General features: G+C 69.4%; 17 protein-coding genes and 7 pseudogenes. 13 read left to right on the plus strand and 11 right to left on the minus strand.

Annotated features, from left to right (window positions below; all coding sequences use genetic code 11):
- Nucleotides 1-160: 160 nt before the first annotated feature.
- Both Scani_RS18085 and Scani_RS18090 read right to left on the minus strand, forming a co-directional pair.
- Nucleotides 161-766 (minus strand): annotated as a pseudogene (locus Scani_RS18085) (DJ-1/PfpI family protein).
- A pseudogene (locus tag Scani_RS18090) lies at nucleotides 763-1733 on the minus strand (GlxA family transcriptional regulator). Before Scani_RS18090 ends, Scani_RS18085 begins: the two co-directional pseudogenes overlap by 4 nt.
- A 101-nt stretch (nucleotides 1734-1834) precedes the next feature.
- Here Scani_RS18090 and Scani_RS41035 point away from each other — a divergent pair.
- Both Scani_RS41035 and Scani_RS41040 read left to right on the plus strand, forming a co-directional pair.
- Nucleotides 1835-2083, plus strand: a pseudogene (locus Scani_RS41035) (transposase); the annotation flags it as partial.
- Between the two features lie 142 nt (nucleotides 2084-2225).
- A complete protein-coding gene (locus Scani_RS41040; protein ID WP_246296492.1) occupies nucleotides 2226-2615 on the plus strand; it encodes a hypothetical protein in 390 nt (129 codons plus the stop codon).
- On the opposite strand, the gene Scani_RS18105 is transcribed toward Scani_RS41040, so the two are convergent.
- Nucleotides 2612-3520: a LysR family transcriptional regulator gene (locus tag Scani_RS18105; protein WP_159477265.1), complete on the minus strand. Its 909-nt coding sequence runs from the start codon at nucleotides 3518-3520 to the stop codon at nucleotides 2612-2614. The two genes, Scani_RS41040 and Scani_RS18105, sit on opposite strands and share 4 nt — an antisense overlap.
- 74 nt (nucleotides 3521-3594) lie before the next feature.
- On the opposite strand from Scani_RS18105, the gene Scani_RS18110 reads away from it, so the two are divergent.
- The gene (locus tag Scani_RS18110; protein WP_371872432.1) at nucleotides 3595-4548 is read left to right on the plus strand and encodes a DMT family transporter; all 954 of its coding nucleotides are present in this window, start codon (nucleotides 3595-3597) and stop codon (nucleotides 4546-4548) included.
- 188 nt (nucleotides 4549-4736) lie between these two features.
- Nucleotides 4737-5663 (plus strand): DMT family transporter, encoded by a 927-nt coding sequence (locus Scani_RS18115; protein WP_159477268.1) that lies wholly within the window; start codon nucleotides 4737-4739, stop codon nucleotides 5661-5663.
- A 44-nt stretch (nucleotides 5664-5707) separates the two neighbouring features.
- Here the strand turns inward: Scani_RS18115 and Scani_RS18120 are convergent.
- Both Scani_RS18120 and Scani_RS42365 read right to left on the minus strand, forming a co-directional pair.
- Nucleotides 5708-5809, minus strand: a pseudogene (locus Scani_RS18120) (DUF4287 domain-containing protein); the annotation flags it as partial.
- Between the two features lie 227 nt (nucleotides 5810-6036).
- A pseudogene (locus Scani_RS42365) lies at nucleotides 6037-6472 on the minus strand (NAD(P)-binding domain-containing protein); the annotation flags it as partial.
- Nucleotides 6473-7364: 892 nt separating this feature from the next.
- Between Scani_RS42365 and Scani_RS18130 the strand changes: the two are divergent.
- Complete coding sequence (locus Scani_RS18130) at nucleotides 7365-9008, plus strand: PLP-dependent aminotransferase family protein (protein ID WP_159477271.1); 1644 nt, start codon at nucleotides 7365-7367, stop codon at nucleotides 9006-9008.
- 235 nt (nucleotides 9009-9243) lie between these two features.
- On the opposite strand, the gene Scani_RS18135 is transcribed toward Scani_RS18130, so the two are convergent.
- Complete coding sequence (locus Scani_RS18135; RefSeq protein WP_159477274.1) at nucleotides 9244-10242, minus strand: NADP-dependent oxidoreductase; 999 nt, start codon at nucleotides 10240-10242, stop codon at nucleotides 9244-9246.
- A gap of 122 nt (nucleotides 10243-10364) precedes the next feature.
- Between Scani_RS18135 and Scani_RS18140 the strand changes: the two genes are divergently transcribed.
- The gene (locus tag Scani_RS18140; RefSeq protein WP_159477277.1) at nucleotides 10365-11240 is read left to right on the plus strand and encodes a LysR family transcriptional regulator; all 876 of its coding nucleotides are present in this window, start codon (nucleotides 10365-10367) and stop codon (nucleotides 11238-11240) included.
- Between the two features lie 353 nt (nucleotides 11241-11593).
- On the opposite strand, the gene Scani_RS18145 is transcribed toward Scani_RS18140, so the two are convergent.
- The 3 genes from Scani_RS18145 to Scani_RS18155 are packed head-to-tail and all read right to left on the minus strand — an operon-like array spanning nucleotide 11594 to nucleotide 13665.
- Nucleotides 11594-11800, minus strand: a complete 207-nt coding sequence (locus Scani_RS18145) for a hypothetical protein (protein WP_159477280.1) — start codon at nucleotides 11798-11800, stop codon at nucleotides 11594-11596.
- 18 nt (nucleotides 11801-11818) lie between these two features.
- On the minus strand, nucleotides 11819-13129 hold the full coding sequence (locus Scani_RS18150) for an amidohydrolase family protein (protein ID WP_159477283.1): 1311 nt from the start codon (nucleotides 13127-13129) through the stop codon (nucleotides 11819-11821).
- Nucleotides 13126-13665 carry a helix-turn-helix domain-containing protein gene (locus Scani_RS18155; protein WP_159477286.1) on the minus strand — a complete coding sequence of 180 codons (540 nt, stop codon included), beginning with the start codon at nucleotides 13663-13665 and terminating at the stop codon, nucleotides 13126-13128. The genes Scani_RS18150 and Scani_RS18155 overlap by 4 nt, the downstream gene beginning before the upstream one ends.
- Before the next feature lie 245 nt (nucleotides 13666-13910).
- Here Scani_RS18155 and Scani_RS18160 point away from each other — a divergent pair, with 245 nt between their 5' ends.
- On the plus strand, nucleotides 13911-14159 hold the full coding sequence (locus tag Scani_RS18160; RefSeq protein ID WP_159477289.1) for a hypothetical protein: 249 nt from the start codon (nucleotides 13911-13913) through the stop codon (nucleotides 14157-14159).
- Between the two features lie 835 nt (nucleotides 14160-14994).
- A pseudogene (locus tag Scani_RS18165) lies at nucleotides 14995-15311 on the plus strand (helix-turn-helix domain-containing protein); the annotation flags it as partial.
- A gap of 11 nt (nucleotides 15312-15322) precedes the next feature.
- Here Scani_RS18165 and Scani_RS18170 read toward each other — a convergent pair.
- Nucleotides 15323-16150 (minus strand): APH(3'') family aminoglycoside O-phosphotransferase, encoded by an 828-nt coding sequence (locus Scani_RS18170; RefSeq protein ID WP_159477292.1) that lies wholly within the window; start codon nucleotides 16148-16150, stop codon nucleotides 15323-15325.
- On the opposite strand from Scani_RS18170, the gene Scani_RS18175 reads away from it, so the two are divergent.
- Both Scani_RS18175 and Scani_RS41990 read left to right on the plus strand, forming a co-directional pair.
- Nucleotides 16068-16841, plus strand: coding sequence for an Imm53 family immunity protein (locus Scani_RS18175; RefSeq protein WP_246295969.1), 774 nt, complete (start codon nucleotides 16068-16070; stop codon nucleotides 16839-16841). The two genes, Scani_RS18170 and Scani_RS18175, sit on opposite strands and share 83 nt — an antisense overlap.
- 48 nt (nucleotides 16842-16889) lie before the next feature.
- Nucleotides 16890-19079, plus strand: coding sequence for a S8 family serine peptidase (locus Scani_RS41990; protein ID WP_308686580.1), 2190 nt, complete (start codon nucleotides 16890-16892; stop codon nucleotides 19077-19079).
- Between the two features lie 37 nt (nucleotides 19080-19116).
- Here Scani_RS41990 and Scani_RS18190 read toward each other — a convergent pair.
- A pseudogene (locus Scani_RS18190) lies at nucleotides 19117-19311 on the minus strand (IS5/IS1182 family transposase); the annotation flags it as partial.
- A 388-nt stretch (nucleotides 19312-19699) separates the two neighbouring features.
- On the opposite strand from Scani_RS18190, the gene Scani_RS18195 reads away from it, so the two are divergent.
- The 3 genes from Scani_RS18195 (at nucleotide 19700) to car (ending at nucleotide 24438) form a co-directional block, all read left to right on the plus strand.
- Complete coding sequence (locus Scani_RS18195; RefSeq protein ID WP_246295971.1) at nucleotides 19700-19903, plus strand: DUF6790 family protein; 204 nt, start codon at nucleotides 19700-19702, stop codon at nucleotides 19901-19903.
- Between the two features lie 130 nt (nucleotides 19904-20033).
- Nucleotides 20034-20744, plus strand: coding sequence for a FadR/GntR family transcriptional regulator (locus Scani_RS18200; RefSeq protein WP_159477295.1), 711 nt, complete (start codon nucleotides 20034-20036; stop codon nucleotides 20742-20744).
- Nucleotides 20745-20916: 172 nt separating this feature from the next.
- On the plus strand, nucleotides 20917-24438 hold the full coding sequence (gene car / locus Scani_RS18205) for a carboxylic acid reductase (protein ID WP_159477298.1): 3522 nt from the start codon (nucleotides 20917-20919) through the stop codon (nucleotides 24436-24438).
- Nucleotides 24439-24452: the final 14 nt, after the last annotated feature.

The following is a 24452-nucleotide window of genomic DNA, read 5'->3' on the forward strand; positions in this document are numbered from 1 at the left end:
GCCGAGGAGCAGTATCTCTGCCCCGCGGTGCGTGAGCATCTGGAGAGGGGCCGGCGGCAGCCGCCCGTCTTGAGGCTCGGTCGTGCTGCTCTGCGCCTGGTGAGAGCGCCGGGGCCGGCCTGTCCCCCCGATCGGGCCGGTCCCGGCGCTGGTCTGATTCTCAGCGGGCAGTCGGCTCGTCAGCGAGGTAGGGCGGGGCAGGCTCGTACTGGATGTATCGGCGCACGGCACGGGCGTGATCGCGGCCGTGCAGCTGACCAACCAGCCACAGTGCCATGTCGATGCCGGCGGACACGCCCTGGCTCGTGACCAGTTCGCCGTCGACCACATAGCGCGCGTCACGGGACCACGGTGATGTTCCCGCGTGCCTGAAGGATGTCCTCGAAGGCGTGGTGCGTGGCCACCCGGCGGCCGCGGGCCGCGCCCGCCTCGTGCAGCAGCAGGGCCCCGGTGCAGACGCTGGTGGTCCAGGCGACCTGGGCGGAGGCTTGGCGGATCCACTCGATGAGGACGGGGTTGGTCACCTCGGTGCGGGTCCCGTTCCCGCCGGGCACGAGCAGCACGTCGAGCGGCGGGTGGTCGTCGAAGGTGTGGTCGGGCAGCACCCGCATGCCCTTGTTGCAACGGACGTGGTCCCGCCGCTCGGCGATCAGCACGGTGGTGTCTCCCTGCGCCCGGATCATGGCGGAGGAGGTGAAGACCTCCCAGGACCGACAAAGTCCAGTTCCTCGACCCGCTCGGACAACAACAGCCCATAGGCCGTCATGCGTACTCCTTGATGGATCCGAATCTGTCCCGGTACTCGGACGGCGCGATGCCGACCTGACGGTGGAAGGAGCGCCGCAGCGTCTCCGCGCTGCCGAAGCCGCACCGGTGGGCGATGGCTTCCACGGGATCGTCGCCTTCGACCAGGGCGCGGCGTGCCGCCTCCACGCGCCCCCTCTCCACGTACGCGGCCGGCGGTGTGCCGAGTTCGGCGGTGAACCGGCGTTGTAGGTGACGGGGACTCAGGCCCGCGTGAGCGGCCAGATCGGCGATGCCGTGTCGGGCCCCTGGATCGGTGTGGATCGCCGAGACCGTGTTCCGGATCGGGTCGCTGGACGGCTGGCGCGACCACAGCGGTACGCTGTACTGCGACTGGCCGCCGGGCCGGCGCAGGAAGAGCACCAGTTCCTGCGCGACGGCATGGGCGATGTCCCGGCCCAGATCGTCCTCCACCAGGGCGAGTGCGAGGTCATACCGGCGGTCACACCGGCCGAGGTCCATACCCTCCCGTCCCTGATGAAGATCGGGTCGCAGTCCACCCGCAGCTCCGGGTACTCCCGGGCGAGCTGCTCCTCACGGGACCAATGGGTGGTGACCCGGCAGCCCCCGACGAGGCCGGCGGCTGCCAGCAGGAACACCCCACTGCACACCGAGGTGACGCGGCGGGCGGATGCCCCGGCCGCGGCGATCCACTCGGTCAGCGCGCTGTTTTGCGCCGCCTGGTCGACGCTGTTGCCGCCCACCGCCACCAGGGTGTCGATCCCGCACGGGTCGAGATCGGCCACACCGTGTCCGGCCTTTACGGGAAGGCCACTGGTCGACCGGACCAGGCCGGCGGTGGGCGCGAGGATCTGACAGTCGTAACCGCCTGAGAACGTCCCCGCGTGCTGGAACACCTCGTGCGGACCGGCCAGGTCCAGTGCTTGGAAGCCGTCGAAGACCACGAGAACGATGCGATGTCGTTGCACGTCTTCAGCCTGCTGGCCCCGGGTGGTGGCGTCAACGACACGCATCCCACGATTCGCGCCATCGCCCGCGGGCTACGACATGGACAGCGACCAGGTGCGTCATGACATGGCGCGCACGCCACCGAACGCTGCTGTGGTGCAGACGGGCTCGGCCGAAGCCCTGGCATGTCGAGGACGAGCGGTGGGCGGTGGTTGAGCCGCTGTTGCCCAAGGTAGAGCACCGAGCTCGGCATACCGGGCGCAAGCGGCATCCGGGCCGGCTGGCGTTCCAGGGCCTCCAGTTCGGGCTGCACACAGCAATCGCCTGGGAAAACCTGCCCCAGGAACTCGGTGTCGGCTCGGGCAGGAACTGCTGGCGTCGTCCTGGGGCAACTCCCCCACGCTGGACTGGGTTGGGAGGAGACGGCGTTCGGTGTGATCGACCTGGCTTTGTCCGGGGAGGCGGAGCCACTGCACGCCCCCGAGCGCCAACGCCCTGTTCACGCTGGCGCATTGCCCCCCATCCACCCTCCTCACGTACGGACCAACCGCTCCCCCGCCCAGACGTGGTCCGGGTTGACCGCACTCGACCTCGCCGCCCGGCTCGCCGGCCCCGGCCCGGCCGTTGCCCCCGACGGCTTTCACCTGCCTGACCGGGCACCAGACCCGGACGGTGCCCTTCCCCTCGCAGGGCCGGAGCCCGGTCCCGGCGGCATGGAGCTGTCCTCGGCGCTGCCCGCCCGCGACTCGGGAGGGCGGATGTTCCTGCCCGCCGCCCGCCCCCTGGCCGCCGACCGGCTGGCGTCCGCCTGCGGTACACGCTCCTCGGACCACACCGACGGACTGTGCCGCCCCCTGGTGGACATGCCGCTGGCACCGCAGCACCAAGGAGGCACCCCCTAGGGGTGCTGTTCGGGGAGGTTGGCGACGCGGCTCATTTCTGCCAGGAAGGCTCGCACGCGCGGCGTTTCGGTTTCGGTGCCCGTGGCCACGAGCACGCTGCGGGACACGGTCGGCCGGCAGGGAACGAAGCGCACGCTGCCGGGAGCCGAGGCACGGACCACGCGCGGCACCAATGTCACTGCGAGTCCAGCCGCGACCAGGTGGAGTTGCGTGGCGTAGTCGGACACGCAGTAGCGCACCTCCGCTTCCACCTCGTGTGCGCGCAGCAGTTGCCGCAGTGCTTCGTGCGCGTCGCTCCCCGCAGGACAGCTGGTCCAGAGTTCGCCGTGGAGTTCATCGAGTGCCACGAACTCCCGGCCGGCCAGCGGGTGTCCCTCCGGAACCGCCAACTGGGCGTCCTCGTGCATCAGGAGGGTGGTGCGTACTCCGGGCGGCAGGTGCGCCGGGTGGTGGTCCCAGCTCTCCGTGACGACGGCGTCGAGCTGGCGTGCTTGGAGCATCGGGATCATGTCGACCGCTTCGCCGTCGCGCAGTGAGGGTTCGAGGCGGGGGTGGCGTTCGATGAGGCGGTGCAGCACGTCAGGGACCAGTGTGCGGAGAACACTGGCGACACCACCGATGCGCAGGGGTCCGGCGACGAGACCGTGCAAGTTGGCGAGGTCTCGTTCGGCGTCCGCGAGCGTGGACACCATGGTGTGTGCCGAACCGGCGAGGATGTGGCCGGCGCTGGTCAGCCGGATGCCACGGCCGTCCCGCTCAACGAGTTGGCATTGGACCTCCTTCTCCAGTTTTCGCACATGCTGGGACACTGCGGGCCCTGTGATGTGCAGAGCGGCGGCTGCTTCACTCACCGAGCCGAAGCGTGCGACGGCCGCGAAGACCCGTAGCCTCTCCCAAGTGATCACGTAAGTCAGGCTAATGCTTTTGGCTAATGAATCTTGAATAGTGTTACGCGGCTCACGCTGGGACCGTGGATGTTGTGGATGCGACCTCAACGCTCTCCGGGGCGACTTCCGATGACACCGAGCGGGCTCCCCGGCGCAGTTCAACAGCCCCAGCGGGGTTGGTCATCGGTGGAGCCGCCTGTTTGTCCGCTTCGGCAATGTTCGTCAAGCTCGCCGACATCACCGCAGGAACCGTGGCATTCCTGCGCTGTGCCCTTGCCCTGGGCATTCTTGTGCCACTGCTTGTTCACGAGATACGGCGCAACGGGCGACTGGCACGGCGACTTCAGGGATATGCGGCGCTCGCGGGCGTTTTCCTCGGCATTGATTACGTCATGTGGACCATGAGCATCCTGGATGTGGGGGCTGCAGTCGCGACGGTGCTCATCAACGTACAGGTCATCGCCTTCCCGCTGCTGGCGCGGCTCATCGGCGGCACGGTCATGTCTCGTCGTTTCCTGTGCACCACGCCCGTGATGTTGGGTGGCATCACTCTGGCCAGCGGCGCTCTGCAGGGCGGTGCGGAAGACGGCAGCCCGGTGCGCGGCACGCTGCTGGGCGTGTGCGCCGGTGTTGCCTATGCCGCCTATCTGTATCTCAACCGGCTGTCAGGTGAGCGCAGCCCCGTGCACGTGGTGACGCCGGTCTGCATTTCCACCGCGGCCGCTGCGGTGACCGCGGGGGTGGTCGGTATGTGCACCACCGGCATCACCCTGTCGATGTCGCCGGCCTCGTGGGGCTGGATCCTCGCGCTCGCTCTGCTGGGACAGGTGGCGGCCTGGCTGTTGATCAGTACCGGGACACCCCAGCTCGCGCCGAACACTTCCGCCGCCTTGTTGCTGCTGCAGCCGGTCATGGCCATGGGATGTGGCCTGCTCATCCTCAGGGAGACGCCGACTGCCTGGCAGCTCGCCGGCTGCGTGGTGGTGATCGCCGCGGTGTGGTTCTCGCACCGCACACCGCGCAAGGGCGCAGACAGCGGGCCCTGACGGAAGTACCGATACGCGCCGCTGCGCCGGATGGCTGCCGACCACCCCTCCTGGACGCGGCCCACCCGCTGGACCTCCCCGACCCTCCGCACAGGTTCGACCGGTACCACCACGCCGGGCGGAACACGACAGGCATCGCAGGGACATGCAGGGCCGGTTCGGAAAATTCTCATGGACAGGATCCACTCATGATCACCGATCATCCCGCCGCCGACGTCGGCGTAAGGGCTCCGGCAGTCTGGTTCGCCCTCGCGGGAGCACTCACCTTGTGGGCATCGGCATTCGTCGGTGTCCGCTCCGCTCTGCACGATTTCACTCCCGGCGCCATGGCTCTTCTCCGCTTCGTCATCGCCTCCGTCTGTCTGGTGGTGGTGTGGGCGGTGACCGCTCGGGTCCGCCGCGAGCGGCTTCGGCTGCCCTCGGCCCGGGACGTGCCGCTGCTGCTCCTGTGTGCCCTGTTGTTGATCGTGGTCTACAACCTGGGACTGAACTTCGGCGAACAGACCGTCAGTCCCGGAACTGCCGGCTTTCTGGTCGGTCAGGTCCCGGTGTTCAGCGTCATGCTGGCCGCCGCGATCCTGCGCGAGCGGGTGGCCGTGGTCGGCTGGCTCGGGGTGGGCGTCGGTATCGCCGGCACCCTCGTCGTGCTCTTCGCCGGCCAGGCGGGTCTCCAGATCAACGTCGGCGCCTTCTCCGTGCTTGCCGCTGCCGTCGCGGAGAGCCTGTACTTCGTCCTGTCCAAGCCCTTGCTGAAGCGCTACGGAGCCATGGAACTCAACGTGTACGTCACCCTCCCCGGCACCCTGTTGATGTTCCCGTTCACCCCGGACCTCACCCGGCAACTGGCCGTTGCCTCCAACGACGGCATCCTGGTCATGGTCTACCTGGGCATCTTCCCCGCCGCAGTGGCCTATCTCCTGTGGAACTATGCCCTGGCCCGGCTCGACGTATCGGCGTCGACGTCCGCTCTCTACGCCCTGCCCCTCATCACCGTCGTCGTCTCGTTCCTCTTCCTCCGGGAACTCCCCAGCCTCCTCGGCCTGGTCGGCGGCTTGGTCTCCCTCGTGGGCGCTGCTCTGGTCAACAACCGCCATGGCAGGGCGGAGACAAGGTGATCTGCTGGGCAGCGACATCTCCGCCGATCAGGCCCCGCACCGGTTCAGGTTCCGTGGCGTTCGGCGAGGGTGTGGGCAACAAGGGCGTTGGCGTGCCCGTGTCCGAGTCGATGCTCGGCCTTGAGCCAGGCGGCGAGCTCCATGTGTGAGATGCACGAGCGGGGCCAGGATCCGGACGAGGTGCACGAGCTGGTGAGGGCATGTTGCGAAGTGCTGGTCACAGCACCTCCGGGGTGGCAAGTGGCCGGTCAGCGCACCAGTAGGTCGATCACTCCCGTCAGGCCTTCCTCGCCACTGCCCTCGGCCAGGCGGCGGCGCATCAGCTCGAAGTACGGGCTGAGCAGTTCCGGGCTGACACCCTGCTGCTCGGTGGTTCCTGGTGCCGCTCGTACAGGTCCCGCGAGCCGCTGTAGAAGACGTAGCCGCCGGCTTCCGGGGCGCCGATCATCGGGGGGGACCGCCGTGATCCCGCCGTCCAGGTAGCGGGCGCCGCGTTCGCGGGCCCACTGGGCGCGGGTGCGGGCCTGGGCAGGGGTGCTGGTGGTCAGGTTGACCAGGTCCCGGTCGGCCAGGTCGATGCCGGTCAGCACCTCGTCGACCGAGGTGTCGTCCAACAGGCAGGTGACGATCAGGGTGTTCGCCGCGACCGCCTCGGCGGTGCTGTCCGCGACCTTGGCGCCCTCGGCCGCAAGTGCCGCGCCGCGGGCCGGGGTGCGGTTCCAGACGGTGAGCGGGTTTGCTGTGTGGCCGGACTCAGTCCGTACGCACGAAGACCCAGCCCCGGGTGGCCGTCCAGAGCTGGGCCTCATGCAGTTACCGAGCCCGGTCGAGCATCCGCCGACCGGGCTCGCCGACCCGCCGCAGCCGGGCAAGGGCATCCTCATCGGCCTCGGCGCGGCCGTCTCCGTGATCACCTCGGTGATGGGGGCGCCGATCATGGCGTTCTCCCCCAGCCATCGGCGTCCTCGAAGTAGCCCTCCATGCCCCCTACCCATCCGCCCTGTTTGGGGATGGTCTTGCGGTCGTTTCCGGCGCGGCGGGTCTCCTCGCCCGCAGCAGGCGGACCATGTCCAGTGGACGACGTCGGCGAGCGCCCCGGGCCGCTGTCCTTGGGCATCTGGTCGGCGCGGCCTCGTACGTCGGCGGCGACCGCGCGGGCGTGACCGGTCAGGTGGAGGGCGATCTGCTCGCCGTCGCGTTGGGCGAGCGTGTCCGGGCCGGCCCCAGGCGAGGACGGCAGGAGCGCGGGCCGGGTTGTAGGCCGTAGCTGACGACGCCCGGGACTGGTCCCAGCCGGAAAAGAACACGACTGCAGCACACTCCTGCGGCACAAAGCTGCCTTTCCGAGAGTTGCCGAAACGTCACTCCTGAAGGCGCCCCTGGATAACTGGCCTCAAACGCTTTCCACTTGAAATAACTAGATGGAGATAAATAGAGAAGGATGGGCAATCGGGGCGGCGCGTCACACATATCCTGTGTACCGCGAGTTCCTGGACAGGACACCCGCACTCCGCGGCAACCGCCGCTTCGACAGTTCAACGACAGGCGACCGACCAATTTCAGCAACCGCCCGTTGACCGTCGCATAGGCGGCTGACTCGCGCAACCACCTGCCCCCCTTAGATCCGAGCGATTCCCGAGACTCTTGGCGCCTGGCGGCGATCCCCACTTGCAGCAGTTTCGCTCAGAATCGGAACATCGAATGATTACCGAACACTCCGATACGCATCTCACGGCACGGCCGGCCGACGACGACTACCGGCTGGGTACCGAGGCCTACACCGATGAGCAGCGGACCGCGGTCCTTGCCAAGTTGGAGGGGTACCTGGGCGGGCAGCGGGAGCGTCTTCTGGGTTACCAGGTGAACCTGTCGCTCGACGGCCACGCCGCGCTGGGTCGTTTCCTGGGCTACCACATCAACAACATCGGGGACCCGTTCGTCGACAGCAACTACAGCCTGCACTCGCGGTGGCTGGAGCGGGCGGTCCTGGAGCACTACGCCCGCCTGTGGCACGCCCCGCTGCCCGAGGACCCGGCCAGTCCTGGGGATGAGGACGGGTGGGGATACGTGCTGTCCATGGGCAGCACCGAGGGCAACTTGTACGCCATGTGGAACGCCCGTGACTACCTGGACGGCAACGCCCTGGTGCGTGACGAGGTGTCCGGCGATGCCAGCTGCCGCACCAGCTACCTGCGGGCCAAACACCCCGACGACAACCCCAACGCCTACATGCCGGTAGCGTTCTTCTCGCAGGAGACCCACTACTCGCACATCAAGGCGATGCGGGTGCTGGACATCCCGACCTTCTACGACCTGGGCGGCAGCCTCTACCCGGGCGAGTGCCCCATCGACGTGGCCGGCACCGGCATGCAGACGTACAACGGGTGGCCGCTCGGCGGAGTCCCGACCACCGGCGGCGACGAGGGTCCGGGCACGGTCGATGTCGACGCCTTGGTGGCCCTCGTGGACTTCTTCGCCGCCAAGGGCCACCCCGTCCTGGTCAACTTCAACATCGGCAGCGTCTTCAAGGGCGCCTACGACGACGTTCAGGGCGCCTGCGAGCGCCTGCGACCCGTCTTCGAGCGGCACGGCCTCGTCGACCGCACCGTACGCTTCGACCCCGACGACCCCACCCGGGTCAGCATCCGCAACGGGTACTGGATCCACGTCGACGGAGCCCTCGGCGGCGCCTACGCCCCCTACCTGGAGAAGGCCCGCGACAGCGGACTCATCGAGACCGCGCCGCCGGTCTTCGACTTCCGGATCCCCGAGGTGTCCTCGATCGTCACCAGCGGACACAAGTACCCCGGCGCGCCCGTCCCCACCGGGATCTACATGTCCCGCGCGGGATCCAAGCTGCGCCCGCCGTCCGACCCGGCGGTCGTCTCCTCTCCCGACAGCACCTTCGCCGGCTCCCGCAGCGGCTTCGCCTCCCTGGCCATGTGGAACCACCTCGCCCAATTCAGCGAGGAGCAGCAGGTGCGACAGGCCGCCGAGGTCCTGCGGATCGCCGAGTACACGGCCGCACGCCTGCGCCGGCTGAGCGAGCAGTTGCGGGAACGCGGTGAGCCCTGGGCCGAGGACGGTATCGAGGTCGGTCACGGCGATCACGCGCTCAGCGTCTGGTTCCAGCAGCCGCGGGCTGAGATCACGCAGAAGTACTCGCTGGCCTGCGTGCCACTCAATCTCGATGGACTCCGCCACGACTACAGCCACGTCTACGTCATGCCGCACGTCACCCAGGAGTTGATTGACGAACTCCTCGAGGACCTCGCCCAGCCCGGAGCATTCGACCGTTCCGCGGACAAGGACGCGCAGCGGCCCCCAATTCCCCACCAGCGCTGACCGCAGGCGGGCAGCCGGACCGCAATCGCCCGCCCGCCTCCCGGCGATGTTGCCCCGCATATCTCCGCGTGCGGGGCAACTGGCCGAGGGCGTCCGGCGACCGGGCCGAGCACTCCCTGCCCGGGCAACGTAAAGGTCCAGGTGGTGTCTTCGGTCAGGACCGCTTCCAGCTCGGGCACATTCAGCTCGTCCAGGGCGTGGGCGTAGTTCGCCACCGCCTGCTGGAGTTCAGCGATCACGAGACCACCGTCAGCACGATCTTGCCTTGGAGGTGGCCCTGCGCGGCTCGCATGTGTGCGCTGCCCGCCTCGGGCAGCGGGTAGGTGCTGTCCACCCCGACCTGGAGCTTGCCCTCGTCGAACAGGCACCCGATCTCGGCTAGCTGGGGGCCGTTGGAACGCACCTGAATGTTCGAGACTGTGATGCCCAGACTCGCCGTCTTTTCCGGGTCGTACTGGGCGAAGAACACCGGAAGCATGGTGCCGCCGCGCTTGAGCACGGTCAGGAAGCGTGCGCTGTCCGGGCCACCGACGGTGTCGATCACCAGGTCGACACCGCTGACCACGTCCACGGCCTGCGTCCTGGTGTAGTCGATGAACTCATCGGCGCCGAGCTTGCGCAGGAACTGCTCGTGCCGGCCCGAGGCCACCGCGATGACGTGTGCCCCCTTCCATTTCGCCAGCTGCACCGCGAAGTGGCCCACTCCACCGGCGGCCCCGTTGACCAGCACGGTCATCCCTGGCGTGATCGGCACCGGCCGGTGCACCTGGCCGGTGAAAGGAGACGGCACGTCGTGGCCGAGATCAACCAGGTACTGCCAGGCCGTAAGCACGGCCATCGGCGCCCCAGCCGCCTGCACGTGGTCGATACCGGCCGGCTTGTGAGCCAGGTCCGAAGCCGGCGCGGCCACGTACTCGGCGTACGTCCGGCCGTCGAATCCGGGGAACCGCAGCATGCCGAAGACCTCGTCACCGACGGCGAACCCCAGCACGTCCGGAGCGACCGCCTGGACCACACCCGACATGTCCGTTCCAGGGATCAGGGGGAACTCCAGCGCCGGCCTCATCCCGGCCGGCATGACCTTCATCCCCTCACGCAGGTACCAGTCCGGCGGGTTGATGCCCGCCGCGTGCACCCGGACGAGCACTTCGCCCGGGCCGATCTCGGGAACCGGCACCTCGTCATACTGCAAAACTTCCGGCCCGCCCGCTTCGTGGAACTGGATCGCCTTCATCGCGCCCGTCGCTTTCTTGGGGAAACGTTGCTCCTTCAGTCAAGGCCCAGGACGGCACGGCCGTCCAAGACCGGTTCGGCAACCTCATCATTCCGAAACGGCATGACGCGTACGCTGGAAGGGTGAACGATCTCGGACAGGACCTGGAACTGCGGCTGGTGCGCTACTTCACCGTGGTGGCGGCGCACCAGCACTTCGGCCGGGCCGCCGCCGACTTGCACGTGGCCCAGCCGGCGCTGAGCCGCCAGATCCAACGGCTCGAGAAGTATCTCGGCGCACGACTGCTGGACCGCGTACCTCAGGGCACCCTGCTCACTCCGGCCGGTGAGAGGTTCCTTCCCCGGGCCCAAGCCCTGCTGCAGGCCGCCCGCCAGGCCGAGCTGGCCGTGCGTGAACAAGCCGAGACCGAACGAATCGCCATCGGTTACGTTGAAGACCTGGTGATCACTGCCGCCGTACGGGAACTGCGGCGCCGTTACCCGGACGCCGAGATCGCCACCCGGTACCTGAGCTGCCGCGACGTCGGGGCGCTGTCCGACAAGCGCGTCGACGCCCTGATCGCGCGGGCCCCGCTGCCGCTCGCCGACGACGACGTGTTCACCACCCCGCTGTACGAGGAGCCCCGGATGCTCGTGGTCCCGCGTGGCCATCGCTTGGCCGAGCGCGCGTCGGTGACCGCGGAAGAACTGGCCGGCGAGGAGGCGGCGCCGTGCGCGTTCGAGACCGCGGACTGGACTTCCTACCGGATCCTCGGGGCCGGCGTGCCGCCGATCGAGAGCTACGAGGACAAGCTCGAACTCGTCGCGAGCGGCAGGGCGATCGCCGTGCTACCGGTCGGCGACCGGCGTAGCTCACTGCGTCCCGACCTCGTCACCGTCCCGATCGAGGGCGCTCCCCCCAGCCAGGTCGTCCTGGTCAGCCGCAAGGGCGACCCGAATCCGATGATCAGGAATCTCCGGCTGGCGGCCAATGCTGTCCTGACCGCCCCGGCAGCCTGACCGGGACCAGCCGACCCGCTTGGCGCTGAACTGCACCAAGCGCCTGACCGTATCTCGTCACGTACGGTCTTACGGACAAATCGCGGGCCGGCAGCGTCCGAACCTGCCCGGCCCGCTGTCGTCGGGTCAGCCGAAATCGAACGTCTCCTGCGCGAAGTCGGCCGGGGCCGGGCTGGGCAGGGGCGGCGGTGCGCCGTCCTGGTGTGCGGCCCTCCAGCGCTCGGCCAGCTCGCCCTTCCAACCCTTGGGCGGGGGCCATGGAATGCCTCAGGCAGCGAGCTGGTCGCGCTTCCAGCCGCCGGCAGGCGTGCGCGCGGCTTCGATCTCTTCGGACGAGGGCAGGTCAGGCACCTCTAGCGACCGCCCATGAGGAACAGGGCCGACGCCGGGTGCGAAGGTCCTTCGGGAAGCCGGTCGACCAACGACTTCAGTGCCTGGACGGCGTCCGACACAGCGGGCGCCGACAGGTCCTTCGCATCGTCCAGCACCACGCGGTTGAACTCCTCGATCAGATTCCGGGCCTGACGCGCCAACTTCGCCGGATCCGTCTTCGCCGCCATCGCGACCAGAAGGCGCGGCTATCGGCCCGTGTCAGGCTCGGGGGTGGCCCTCATCCCAGCTTGGCCGCCCAACCCGCAACGTCCCGATGTGGTGGGAGCGGTCGACCAGGTGCGCGATGTCCACGTAGGGGTCAGCATCGAGCAGCAGTGCGTCGGCAGTGGATCCGACGGTGATCGTCCCCGGTGTCGTCGCCTGCTGACCGATCTTCTCGGCCGAATGCCGGGTACCGGCGCCAGGACCGCGGGCAGCGGCAGGCCTGCCTTTGCCAGCAATTGCAGTTCTCGCAGCAGGGCGATGGGTGGCGAGGGCATCAGGATGGCCACGTCGCTGCCCGCGGTGATCTTCACTCCCGCGTCGTGCATCAGCGCCAGCGTGCGCATCGCATAGTCGAAACGGATGTGGGAGTCCTGCGCGGAATGCCGGGGGAACTGGCGCCCGTAGATCGGGCGGCTGGTGATGTGCGGGATGTCGTCGTGCGTGGCGAAACCATCATCGACCAGCTGTTGCAAATAGCCGGCCGCGCCGTTGTGCGCGATCTGCTCCCAGGTGACCAGGGTGGGGCAGTAAGAGGTGTTCGTCTCCGCCAGTAGTGCGGCGACGTCGCGGGCCTCTGCGGTACTACCGGGGTCCTGCGGCTGGAAGGCGTGTTCGATGCCGTCCGCGCCGAACGCCACCGCTTCCTCCAGATCGATGCGTTCGTGGACATGCACGAGTACCTTCTTGCCCTTCTCGTGCCCGGCCGCGACGATGGCTTTGAGGGCGTCGAGGGGCAGCTTGTCCGGGGCGCCGGGCTCGCCGTCGTAGATGCACTTGATGAAGTCGACCTGATCGGCCAGCGCCAGTGCTTGACGATAGGCAACGTCGGCATTGTCGGTCTGGTAGGCGATGGGGGCCCGTGCCGGATCGTCCAGGACCGGCCAGCCCTCCACACCGGTGAACACCGGCCCGGCGAAGAACAACCCGGCAGCGGCGTCGGTGGCCTTGTCGCGGTAGTCGCGGGCGGCGAGCTCGATCTCCAGTGGACCGCCGAGGTCGACGACGCTGGTCACCCCGGCACTCAGGAAGTCGGTGAGTAGCTGGGAGACGTACTTCACCCGCTCGTTCTCGGGCTTGGAGTAGGCGTGTCCACCCAGGTGAGTGTGGCTCTCCCACAGGCCCGGCACCAGGTAGCCACCCCGCCCGTCGAGCACGGGAGCGCCACCGGTCGCTGCCCGCGCGCCGGCCGCCGGCCGGATGGCGCTGAACCGTCCGTCGGTCACCACCACTTCGGCATCGGCGATGGGGGCGGCCTCCTGCCCGTCGATGACGGTCACGTTGCGAATGATCATGGACATCTCCTTGTTTGACGACCCAACTGCATAGGGTCGGGCAGGGCGGCTGGTGTCGACGCGTCGTGCATCGCGATGCGGACGCCGAGTGTGCCCGCGGCACCGATGACTGCGGCACCGAGCAGGGGGGCCACCCGGCGCCACCGCGGGACGCTCGCCGGGGCAGGCGCGCCGGTGATGGGAGTGTCGGGATCGTCGTCGCGCGCAGCGCCGTTCGATACGGGTTCGTTGCCTGCGATGCGGCGGCGTGCCTCGCGCCATTGACGTACTTCTTCAGCGCCCAGGCCGCACGCGCGGGTATAGGCGTCGACGAACCCTTCTCGGGGCAGGGTGACGCGGCCGAGAGTGCTTGCGATCGTGCTGGCCGGGAGTGTGTCGGCGTTCGCGGTCGCCTTGTCTTCAAGCTGCCGGTAGGTCAGGCCGGACCAGATCCGTAGCGAACGCAGGGATGCAGTGAACTCGGTAGGAGTCCGGCTCTGTGCGGGCTGTGGTGCATCCTCCGGTAGCTCGGCGAAGCCGTCCCCCTGCTCGGTCATTGCTTCAGCATGACCCCGCAGTTGGTGACCTGGCACTCCTTGAATCAGCCGTGTTCGGGGGTGTTCGGAACACCGGTCAGCACTGTTTCGAACAGACGCGAACGCTGATTCTCCTTGTCAGCCCGGTGACCGTGCGGACATTCTCGGCATCACCCGGATCCGGCTGAAGTCTCACGCCAAAGACGGGCGAGGAAGGGCAAAACCGACCTCTACACATCATTCGACGCACATCTTGAAGGAGCATCATGCGTACTCGTACATGGTTCGCAGGCCTCGCGGCGGGGGTCGCTCTGCTGGCTGGCGGTTCGGTCGCCACCGCACAGGCGGCTCCCGCGCCTTCTCCGACCAGCACGACAGCGACTGTGCCTGGGTACTGGCACTATGACGGCAGCTACTCGGAGTCGACGTGCTACTCGCTGGCGGCGTCCTACGCCGGCCCCGCCTACTGCACTCCGCGCGGCAGCAGGTGGGCCCTTTACATCTGGGTCGAGTAACTCGTCCGTTCCTCGACAGCAGGCCACGAACAGAGTCCGCCCCCTTCCGGACCTCGTCGAAACGTTGAGCCGGACAGACCTGGAGAGTCCTGCGCGATCCCCCGGCTGGATCCGCTGGGCCTCATCACGTCTGACGGGGAAGTCCGGTGGGCCCGCAGCCTCTCGGAGCGGATCCACCGGACTCCCGTTGTTCCGTGGCGGGCAGGGAAGCCGGGGTATGAGCCGCAGGGCTTGAACCGTTCGAGCGCAGCATGCCGCCCCGGTGGGAGTGCTGCTCCGTCCACAGAGGGGAACATTCGGCTGAGCCTGCGCCAGGGACGCCACGAAGGCAGGGCCCTGTCGCTTGGTTCGACGATTGACCTGCCCAGGTCGACTTCCCCGGTGGGCGGAGCCGCCAGGTCTGCCGAGTGGTAGCGGTCAGACATGGTGCTCCAGGTTCCCGAACCGATGCCGGCTGCGCCAGCCGCTGTGTTGCCGACGGCCGGGGTGGCGTACGAGGCCAAGTGGGACGGCTACCGCTGCCTGCTCGCCCGGCACCCTGACGGGCGGGGGGAGCTGCGCTCACGGCGGGGCACCGCGCTGACGGTGGCGTTCGGTGACATCGCGGCGAGGGGTCAGCAGACGGTGCGCCTGATAGCCCTCGGGCCGACGGTGCGGCTTTGCGGCATACGGGTTCAACAGTCCGTCCACATCCAACAACAGCACTGGGCGCACCAGCTCATCCCCCTTGGTCCCGCGTCGCGCCGTACCGGCCTGCGGCGAGACCGCCCCACAGAATTCCGGCCGGTACTGATCTCCGTAACCCGGGGCTCTGGGGTAGTGGGACGATCTTGACGTGGCAGCAGTGATCACGGCGTCACAGCCGTCCTGGATAGGCCCGTTCACCGGGCTGAGCCCGCGCGACTTCGGCAAGCTGGTGACCGCCCTGCGCCGTGAGGGAGCGGGCGGGGTCCGCCGAGGCCGGCCGTAGAGCCTTCCCCCTGGAGGACCGCGTCCGTCCTACTGCTCGCGGCGTACTGGAGCACGAACTTGACGCTGCGCCGACACGCGCCGTTGTTCGGAATCGCGAAGCCTGCAACCAACCGCATCATCAACGGCCTCGCACCGCCGCTCGCGCTGCGGCCGCGCCGGCGGTTCCGCAAGGGCACCGTCGCGGGAAGACTTTAGCCCCAGGTGAGCGGGTCGAGATGGAGGTAGAAGCGCAGGCGGTCGTGGTCGAGGGTGATGCCGTACCTCTCGGCGAACGCCACGTCCGCGGCCCGCGCCTGCTCCTCGTTCGGCCATGTCTCCCGCGCGTTGGCGAGCAGCAGGGAAAGGTCTGCATAACGGTCGGCCAGCCCGAGGCGGCCCAGGTCGATGAAGCCCGATACGTTCAGGGTCTGCGGGTCGAGGATGATGTTGGGCAGGCACAGATCCCCGTGGCAGACGACCATGTCGGCGGCCTCCTGGTCCCGTCGCCGTGCGACCTGCGGGGCGAGGCGGGCCAGCAACTCCGTGGCCGGCGTGTGCTGCTGCTCGACAGGGAGAAATTCCGGGTTCACCGCCTCGCGGGTCACGACGTCGCGCGCCACGGCGACCATGACGTCCAGGCCCCGGCGGAACGGGCACTCCCCCACGGGCACCTCGTGTAGCCGGCGGACGGCGTCCGCAATACGCTCCCAGGCGACTCGCAGGTCCGCGGCGGACACCTGGTCAGCGGGTACGCCGGGGACGGCACTGGTCACCAGGCAGACACCCGCGCTACCGGAGTGCCAGTCGAGCACCCGGGGGCCCGGTACGCCCTGGTCGCCCAGCCACGCGACCCGGTCGCGCTCGGCCTTCAGGTGGACGGCGTCCGCAGCGGGCACGCACTTGGCGTACCGGGCAGCGTCCGCACTGCGAAAGACGGCGGCTCCCGACTCGCCCGCAGTGACGGGCAACCAGTCGCCGTCGCCGCCACCTGCGCCGAGCGGCACCGGCGACACGGTCCGAGGTCCAGGATGCTCGCTCATAGCGGCCACTCTAGCCAGCCGGCGGCCAGTCCGAATCCGAGCAGGTTCCGACTGGTTGCCGAGCTGGTACGCCTCGCATTGCGATGGTGACCGGGAGCACGAAGGGGGTGTGACGATCAAGACGCTCGACAACCCGGGCTGGGCCGTCAAAATGATCCCGCCCTACGCTCATGCGCCAGACCGCTCCGATGCCGGCCAACGGGGGATGGGGAACAGGCCACACAGCAAATCCCAGCACAGGGCGGTGCAGGGCAGGGCAGGGCAGCACCGGGAAGGTCGACAGGGCCGCGTTGCGGTCCCTGTCGCACCCACCATGTTGCGCACTCGCCCGTCTCGCCCGGTGCGGCGGCCGCTCAGCAGCTGGGGCAGACCGCCGACCAGCGGTGCTCGTAGCGGACGCGGGGGGGGCGGCGGGGTCGGCGTCGCGGTAGAGCTGGCGGACATCGCGGACGAAGTCGTCGTGGTCGTTCAGGTCAATGTAGTTGGGGTCCGGCAGCCATCTTCCGCAGCCGGTTATCGGGAGGAGTATCGGCCATCGGATAGCCGGGGGCGAATTGCCCTGCACGCCGCCCGTAAGGAGTGGATCCGACGGCCTCCCGGCCCGCCGGGGAGGGGATGCGGCGCCGGGCGCGGGTTGCGCATCTGTGCCACTGACACAGCTGTGCCACCACTGCCCCTGAGCGGCCGGTAAAGGGGGTGCCCGCGATTTCCGGGCTCCCGCATCCCCCTTGGAGTAGCTGTGCCCCTGCGGATATCGAGGCTCGCCACGGTCGTCGCCCTCTCGACAGCGGTCCCCCTCCTCGCCGGATACGTGTCCTATGCGGAGGACGCGTCGCCCGTTTCCACCGTCCGCACCTCCGGCCACGCCCTTCCCGGCCGGTACATCGTCGTGCTCAAGGACCGCACGTTGTCCGCCCGTTCGGTGCGGGACGAGAGCGCCCGCCTCGTGAAGGCACACGGCGGTGCCGTCCGGCAGACCTACGGGACGGTGCTCAAGGGCTACGCGGCCGCGATGAGCGCCGATCAGGCGCGCCGGGTGGCGGCCGATCCCGGTGTCGCCTACGTGGAGGAGGACGCCGAGGTCCAGGCTTCCGCCGTCCAGAGCAACCCGCCGTCGTGGGGGCTCGACCGGGTGGACCAGGAGTCCCTGCCGCTCGACAAGAGCTACTCGTACGCCACGACGGCGAGCGGGGTCACGGCGTATGTGGTCGACACCGGTATCCGCACCTCGCACAGTCAGTTCCAGGGCCGGGCGTCCGTCGGGGCCGACGAGGTGGGCGACGGGCAGAACGGTCAGGACTGCGCCGGTCACGGCACCCATGTCGCCGGCACCGTCGGCGGTAAGGACTACGGCGTGGCCAAGGGGGTCAAGCCGGTGTCCGTGCGCGCCCTGAACTGCAGCGGCAAGGGCTCGTCGTCGTCGATCATCGCGGCCGCCGACTGGATCACCGCCCTCGCCGACAAACCCGCCGTGGTCAATATGAGCATCAACCGCAGCAAGAACAGCAGCGAGGACAGCGCGATCAAGAAGTCCATCGCCTCCGGGGTCACCTGGGTGGTCTCCTCGGGCAACGACGGCGCCGACGCCTGCAACAACTCTCCCGGCGACATCGCCCGTGCTGTTGTGCTCCCCGCTGTCCGGCACGGCCGCCACCGTCCTCACCCTCTGCTGCTACGGCACCTTCTACGCCGCCACCGACGGTGTCCTCATGGCACTCGCCGGCCCCGTCCTGTCGCCCGAACTGCGCACCACCGGGATGGCGTTGGTGCAGACCGTGCAGGCGCTGGCCTATTTCGGCTCGTCCGTCGCGTTCGGTGCCGCCTGGTCGCAGTGGAGCGCCGGCCCCGCCACCGCTGCGGCCGCCTGCGCCGTACTGCTCGCCGTCGCGCTCACCGCGGGCGTCCTGGCCCGCCCCCGAGTCGAGGAGGTCACCGTATGACCAGGCGTCGCCCCCTGCTCCTGGTAACCGTGGCCACCGTCGTCCTCACCGTCCTGGCGACGCTGGCGATCCGCCATGCCGCCCGGCCCACCGCGGCCGCCCATGCGGGCTCCTCGGTGTCCGTCGCCCCCGGTCCGCGGATCATCGCCCGCAGCACGGCCCCCGGCAGCCGCGACCATCTGATCTCCGTCGGCGCCCACCGGCCCGGGGCGCGGCGCCTCACCTCACCGGTCACCTGCACCCGGGTCCACGCGTCCGGCGGCACCGCCCTGTGCCTGCGCCTGGACGGCGATCTCAAGACCTACGAACTCGCCGTCATGGACCGCGACTTGAAGGTCCGGCGGACCCTTCCGCTGGTCGGGGTGCCCAACCGGGCCCGGGTGTCGCCCAGTGGCCGTATGGTCGCCTGGACGGTCTTCGTCGCCGGTGACTCCTACAACGGCGGCCGCTTCTCCACCCGGGCGGGCATCCTCGACACCCGTACGCAGTGGCTCGTCCCGACGCTGGAGGACTGGCACGTCACCCTGCACGGCAAGCCCTACACCGCCGTCGACCTCAACATCTGGGGCGTCACCTTCGCCCCTGATGACCGGCACTTCTACGCGACCCTGTCCACCAAGGGGCACCGTTATCTGGTCCGCGGCGACCTCGCACACCGCACCCTGCGCGCGCTCCGCGCGAACGTCGAATGCCCCTCACTGTCCCCCGACGGGACCCGTATCGCCTTCAAATCGGCCCGTGACGACCAGCCCTCCCACGGCTGGCGGCTCTCCGTCCTCGATGTGGCCACGAACCGGGTCACACCCCTGGCCGAGACGCGGTCCGTGGACGACCAGGCGGCCTGGCTCGACGGGCGCACCGTGGCCTACGCCCTGCCCAGCGGGCGCGCCCGCGCCGACGTCTGGCGGGTGCCGGCCGACGGCTCGGGCACGCCGCGGATGCTGCTGCACGACGCCGATTCGCCGGCGGCCCTCGGCGGGGCGAGCTGAGCACGGGTGATCCGACCGCGGTGTGCGTGGCCGTCAGGCGGTCGAAGCCGGGCGGGCGTCCGCCTCGGCCGCCTCGCCGCAGGCGGTGGCCGATTTGGTCGGACGGCTGCGGAATGACTGCACGGATTCCACGTCGCCGCAGGTGGGACCGGATGGCGCGGGAGGAGTAGGCCCGGTCCGCGAGCACGGCCAACGGCTGGGTTCGGGGCCTGCCGGGCCCGCCTCGCGGGACGACTGCCGCTGCTGGCACTGGGCAAGGCCCGCGCCGCGATCGAGCCGCTGCAACTGCTCAGCGCCGGCACTGGCGATGGAGCGTACGCAGCCCGGCACCTGGCCGGGAATCTGGCCCGACGGCTCCCGGCCGACTGACTCCACAGGCATTCGGGCCGGCGGTACCCGGCCCCCGACGGGCCGGGTTGCGCTCGGATCTTGGCCATTGACCTGCCCAGGCCGACTTCCCTAATGGGCGGAGCTGCCAGGTCTGCCGGGTGGCAGCGGTCAGAGTTGGTGCTACAGGTTGCCGAGCCGATGCCGGCGGTGCCGGCCCCCGTTCAGGATCAGAGCGGGCGGAGGTTGCAACGCGAGGCCGGAGAGCTCCTGTACCGCGTGGTCATGCTGATGTGCCGGCGGCCGCCGCGTTCCTGTGGGGAGCCGCGATCGGCCACGTCTACCAGTGGTTCGCCCACGGCGACCACGCCGCCGGAAACGCGGGTGGCATCCTCGCCAACGACGTTCTGCTTCCCGCCGTGATGATCGCCTTGGCCGCCCGGGACGTCCGCCGCGCCGGCTCGGGCCGCGGCCACACCGCCCGCCCGGCCGCCTGACACGGCGGCGACGGGCCGTCGCCCGGCGGATCCGCGGCGAGGGGCCGGCTGCACGAAGCGCAGACGTGGTGGGCTGACTACGACTCAGTACCTGATGTTCAAACGTCTGATGTTTGTATAGAGTGCTGCCATGAAACGCATCAGCGCACCGCGGCGGACCACCAGCCTCTCCGCTCAGCTCGTTGACAGTCTCCGCTCCCACATCGAGTCCGGCGGGTGGCCGGTGGGGACGCGGATCCCGCCGGAACAGGCCCTCATCGAAGAACTCGGCGTCGGACGCAGCACCCTGCGGGAGGCGATCGGTGCGCTGGTGCACCTGGGCCTGCTGGAGCCCCGCGCCGGCGACGGCACCTACGTCCGCTCATCGAGCGAGCTGCAGTCGGTCATGGTGCGGCGGGCGAGCTCCGCGCGGCGGGACCACGTGCTGGAGCTGCGGACCGTTCTGGAGGAGTACGCCTCCCAAGCCGCGGCCCTGCGCCGCGACGAGAGTCAGTTGCAGCAGCTGCGGGAGCTCCTGGCCGACGCCGACGCGGCCTGCGCCGATGAGGACACGTCCGCGGCCACGAACGTCGACGCGCTGTTCCACCGGGCCGTGGTCCGGGCGAGCGGGAACGACCTGCTGATCGAGGTGTACGACTACCTCGGCACGGCGCTCACCTCGTCCTTGGGGGGCCTGCCCTGGGACGCCGTCCATGCCGAGGAGCACGCCCGCCTGCACCGCCGGCTCGTCGACGCGATCGAAGCCCGGGACGCGGGCGGCGCCCGTGGCGCGGCGGCCGCGATCGTCCAGCTCACCCGCGGCCACGAGACCGGCACACCACGAGCCGCGGAGGACCGGTGAGTGCGCGGCCGGCTTCCCTACCGGCTGTCCTGGGCATTGCCACGACGGTCGCCGGATACGGCGCGGGCCAGGACCGCCAGCTGCGTCAGCCCGCCCGCTGACACGAACACCCCACCCACACGGCAACGCCGCCCACCCGAACGGGCTTTCACGGCCGAAAAGGAGACCACTCGTGTCCCACTCCCGACCCCCCGCCGCCGAACTCGACGCACGTACCGACCGTCGGAACGCCCACCTGTCCGCGACCGACGCGCAGTTCCGTGACACCGTGCCCCTGGACGCCGTCACCGAGGCGATCCGGCGGCCCGGACTGCCGCTCGCCGCCCTGGTGGCCACGGTGATGAAGGGCTACGCCGACCGTCCCGCCCTGGGCGAGCGTGCCACCGAGCCGGTCACCGACCCGGAGACAGGCCGGACCACGCTGCGCCTGCTGAAGCGGTTCGACACGCTCACCTACGGCGAACTCTGGGAACGGGTGGGCGCGGTGGCCTCCGAGTGGCGGCACCACCCCGAACACGCGATGGGCCCGGGTGACCTCGTCGCCGTTCTCGGGTCCACGAGCTCCGAGTACACCGTGGTGGAGCTGGCCTGCATCCGCTCCGGCATGGTGTCCGTTCCCCTCCAGGCCGGTACCTCGGCGTTACACCTGGCCCCCATCATCGAGCAGACCGGACCCCGCCTGCTCGTGGCGCACGTCGACCACGTGGCGGTCGCGATCGACATAGCGGCGAACGCCCCCTCCCTGCGCCGGATCATCCTCATCGGCCACCACTCCGAGATCACCGCCCACCAGGAGGAGCTGGACTCCGCGCGCGGCCGGCTCGCGGCGCAGGACCGAGGCGTCACCCTGGACACACTGGCATCGGTCATCGACCGGGGAAGGACGCTGCCGTCGCTCCCGGAGGTTCCCGACGGGTCGGCAGCCGACGCGCTCAGCGCACTGATCTACACCTCGGGCAGTTCCGGCACCCCCAAGGGCGCCATGTACACCGAGCGCCTGGTCAGGCACTTCTGGATCGATTTCGTACCCGGCCAAGCGGTTCGGCCCTCCATCGTGCTGAACTACCTGCCCTTGAGCCACATGATGGGCAGGGGGGTACTGTTCAGCACGCTCGCCAAGGGAGGCCTCGCCTGCTTCACGGCGTCCAGCGACCTGTCGACGCTCTTCGAAGACCTCTCGCTGGTCCGACCCACCGAGTTCCTCATGGTTCCCCGCATCTCCGACATGCTCTTCCAGTACTACCGGGCCGAGTTGTCCCGCCGGACCGAGCCGGACGGCGATGCAGCCGAGCAGGTGAGGGAGGAGTTGCGGGAGAAGGTCATGGGCGGCCGCCTCCTGTGGGCCGTCACCGCCTCCGCTCCACCGAGCGACGAGCTGACGGCGTTCGTCGAGAACTGCCTCCACGTCAGACTGTCCGACGGCTACGGGTCGACGGAAGCCGGCATCGTCTCCCTCGACGGCCAGGTGCTGCGCCCGCCGGTGACCGACCACAAGCTGGCCGACGTACCCGAGCTCGGATACTTCGCGACCGACTCACCGCACCCCAGGGGCGAACTGCTGATCAGGTCCGACCGGCTCGTCCCCGGCTACTTCCGGCGCCCGGACGCCACCGCCGAGGCCTTCGACGAGGACGGCTTCTACCGTACGGGCGACATCATGGCCCGCGTCGGCCCCGACGCGCTGAGGTACGTCGACCGCCACTCCAACGTCCTCAAGCTGTCACAGGGCGAATTCGTCACGGTCTCCCGCCTGGAGGCGCTCTTCAGCGGCAGTCCGGTCGTCCGGCAGATCTTCCTGTACGGCAACAGCGCCCGCGCCTATCTGCTCGCGGTCGTCGTGCCGACGCAGGACGCCCTCGACCGCGCAGACGGCGACCCCCGGCGCATCAGGCCGGTCCTGCGGGAGTCCCTGCAGGAACTCGCCACCGAGGCGGGACTGAACTCCTACGAGATCCCCAGGGACTTCCTCATCGAGAGCGAGCCGTTCACCCAGGAGAACGGACTGCTCTCCGGAATGCGCAAGCCGCTGCGGCCCGCCCTGACGAAGCGTTACGGCGAGCACCTCGAAGCGCTGTACACCGAATTGGCCGGCCGCGAGGCCGACGAACTGCGGGCACTGCGCCGGCTCGGCCCCGACCAGCCCGTGCCGGAGACCGTGCTCCGGGCCGCACAGGCGCTCCTCGGGCAGCAGAACGGCGACCTGGATCCCGGCGCACGCTTCCTCGACCTCGGCGGTGACAGCCTGACGGCACTGTCGTTCTCCCAGTTGCTGAAGGGGATCTACCGCGTCGATGTTCCTGTCGACGTGGTCATCAACCCGGTCAACACGCTGCGGCGGGTGGCCGACCACATCGAGCGGGCGCTCGCGTCGGAACACCGCCGCCCTACCGCCGACAGCCTCCACGGCCCTGACGCGACGCGACTCGACGTGGCCGACCTACGGCTGGACGCGTTCCTCGACGCGCGGGCCATCGGGCGGGCCGAACGGCCGGCCGGTCCGCTGCCCGAGGCCCGGACCGTGCTGCTGACCGGCGCCAACGGCTACCTGGGCCGTTTTCTGTGTCTCGAATGGCTGGAGCGCGTGGCGCAGCGCGGTGGCACGCTGGTGTGCGTGGTCCGCGGCTCCTCCGCCGAGACGGCCCGGGCACGGCTGGAGGCGGCCTTCGACAGCGGCGACCCGGAACTCATGGAGCGCTACCACGAGCTCGCCGCCCGGCATCTGCACGTGATCGCCGGCGACATCGGGGAACCGGACCTCGGACTCGACGACAGGACTTGGCAGCGGCTGGCCGACACCGTCGACCTGATCGTCCACCCGGCGGCACTGGTCAACCATGTCCTGCCCTACGACCAGTTGTTCGGTCCCAACGTACGGGGAACAGCCGAATTGATCAGGCTCGCGGTCACCTCCCGAATCAAGCAGTTCACCTACCTGTCGACGGTCGCCGTCGTCTTCGGGAACGAGGCAGCGGCCGACGAGTCGGCGGACATCCGCACCGCCTGCCGGACACGCGGCCTCGAAGGTGACTACGCCGACGGTTACGCGGCCAGCAAATGGGCCGGCGAGGTGCTGCTGCACGAGGCGCACGAAAGGTTCGGGCTGCCGGTCGCGGTCTTCCGCTCGAACCTGATCCTCGCGCACCCGCGCTACCGCGGCCAGCTCAACATCCCGGACGTCTTCACCCGCCTCCTGCTGAGCCTGCTGGCGACAGGCATCGCACCCGGCAGCTTCTACGCCCGCGACACGGGGGACGGCAGCGCACACTACGACGCACTCCCCGTGGACTTCACCGCGCGGGCGATCACCTCGCTGGGTGACGACGCACGAGAGGGCCACCGGACCTACAACGTGGTCAACCCGCACGAGGACGGCATCTCCCTCGACACGTTCGTCGACTGGCTGATGACAGCCGGGCACCCCTTGACCCGCGTCCAGGACCACGCCGAGTGGCTCGACCGTTTCGAGACCGCCCTGCGGGGCCTGCCCGACCACCAGAAGCAACATTCGCTGCTTCCTCTGCTGCACGCCTTCGCCGAGCCGCAGAAGTCACTGCCCGGGTCCGCCCTGCCGGCGGACCGGTTCCGTGCGGCGGTACGGGCCGCTGCCCTCGACGAGGAGAACGACATCCCTCATCTGTCACCGGCCCTGATCACCAAGTATGTGGCTGACCTGCGGGCGCAGTACCTGATTTGACGCGCACCTGCGCG

Origin of the sequence: Streptomyces caniferus, assembly GCF_009811555.1 — a bacterium.
GTDB classification, from domain to species: domain Bacteria; phylum Actinomycetota; class Actinomycetes; order Streptomycetales; family Streptomycetaceae; genus Streptomyces; species Streptomyces caniferus.

Coding starts and splice junctions, on each gene's coding strand:
- Scani_RS18160 (WP_159477289.1), top strand. CDS start 13,911: ATGCGTACTCGTACATGGTTCGCAGGCCTCGCGGCGGGGGTCGCTCTG.
- Scani_RS18150 (WP_159477283.1), bottom strand. CDS start 13,129: ATGATCATTCGCAACGTGACCGTCATCGACGGGCAGGAGGCCGCCCCC.
- Scani_RS18170 (WP_159477292.1), bottom strand. CDS start 16,150: ATGAGCGAGCATCCTGGACCTCGGACCGTGTCGCCGGTGCCGCTCGGC.
- Scani_RS18130 (WP_159477271.1), top strand. CDS start 7,365: ATGATTACCGAACACTCCGATACGCATCTCACGGCACGGCCGGCCGAC.
- Scani_RS18135 (WP_159477274.1), bottom strand. CDS start 10,242: ATGAAGGCGATCCAGTTCCACGAAGCGGGCGGGCCGGAAGTTTTGCAG.
- Scani_RS18145 (WP_159477280.1), bottom strand. CDS start 11,800: ATGGCGGCGAAGACGGATCCGGCGAAGTTGGCGCGTCAGGCCCGGAAT.
- Scani_RS18115 (WP_159477268.1), top strand. CDS start 4,737: ATGATCACCGATCATCCCGCCGCCGACGTCGGCGTAAGGGCTCCGGCA.
- Scani_RS18200 (WP_159477295.1), top strand. CDS start 20,034: ATGAAACGCATCAGCGCACCGCGGCGGACCACCAGCCTCTCCGCTCAG.
- Scani_RS18155 (WP_159477286.1), bottom strand. CDS start 13,665: ATGACCGAGCAGGGGGACGGCTTCGCCGAGCTACCGGAGGATGCACCA.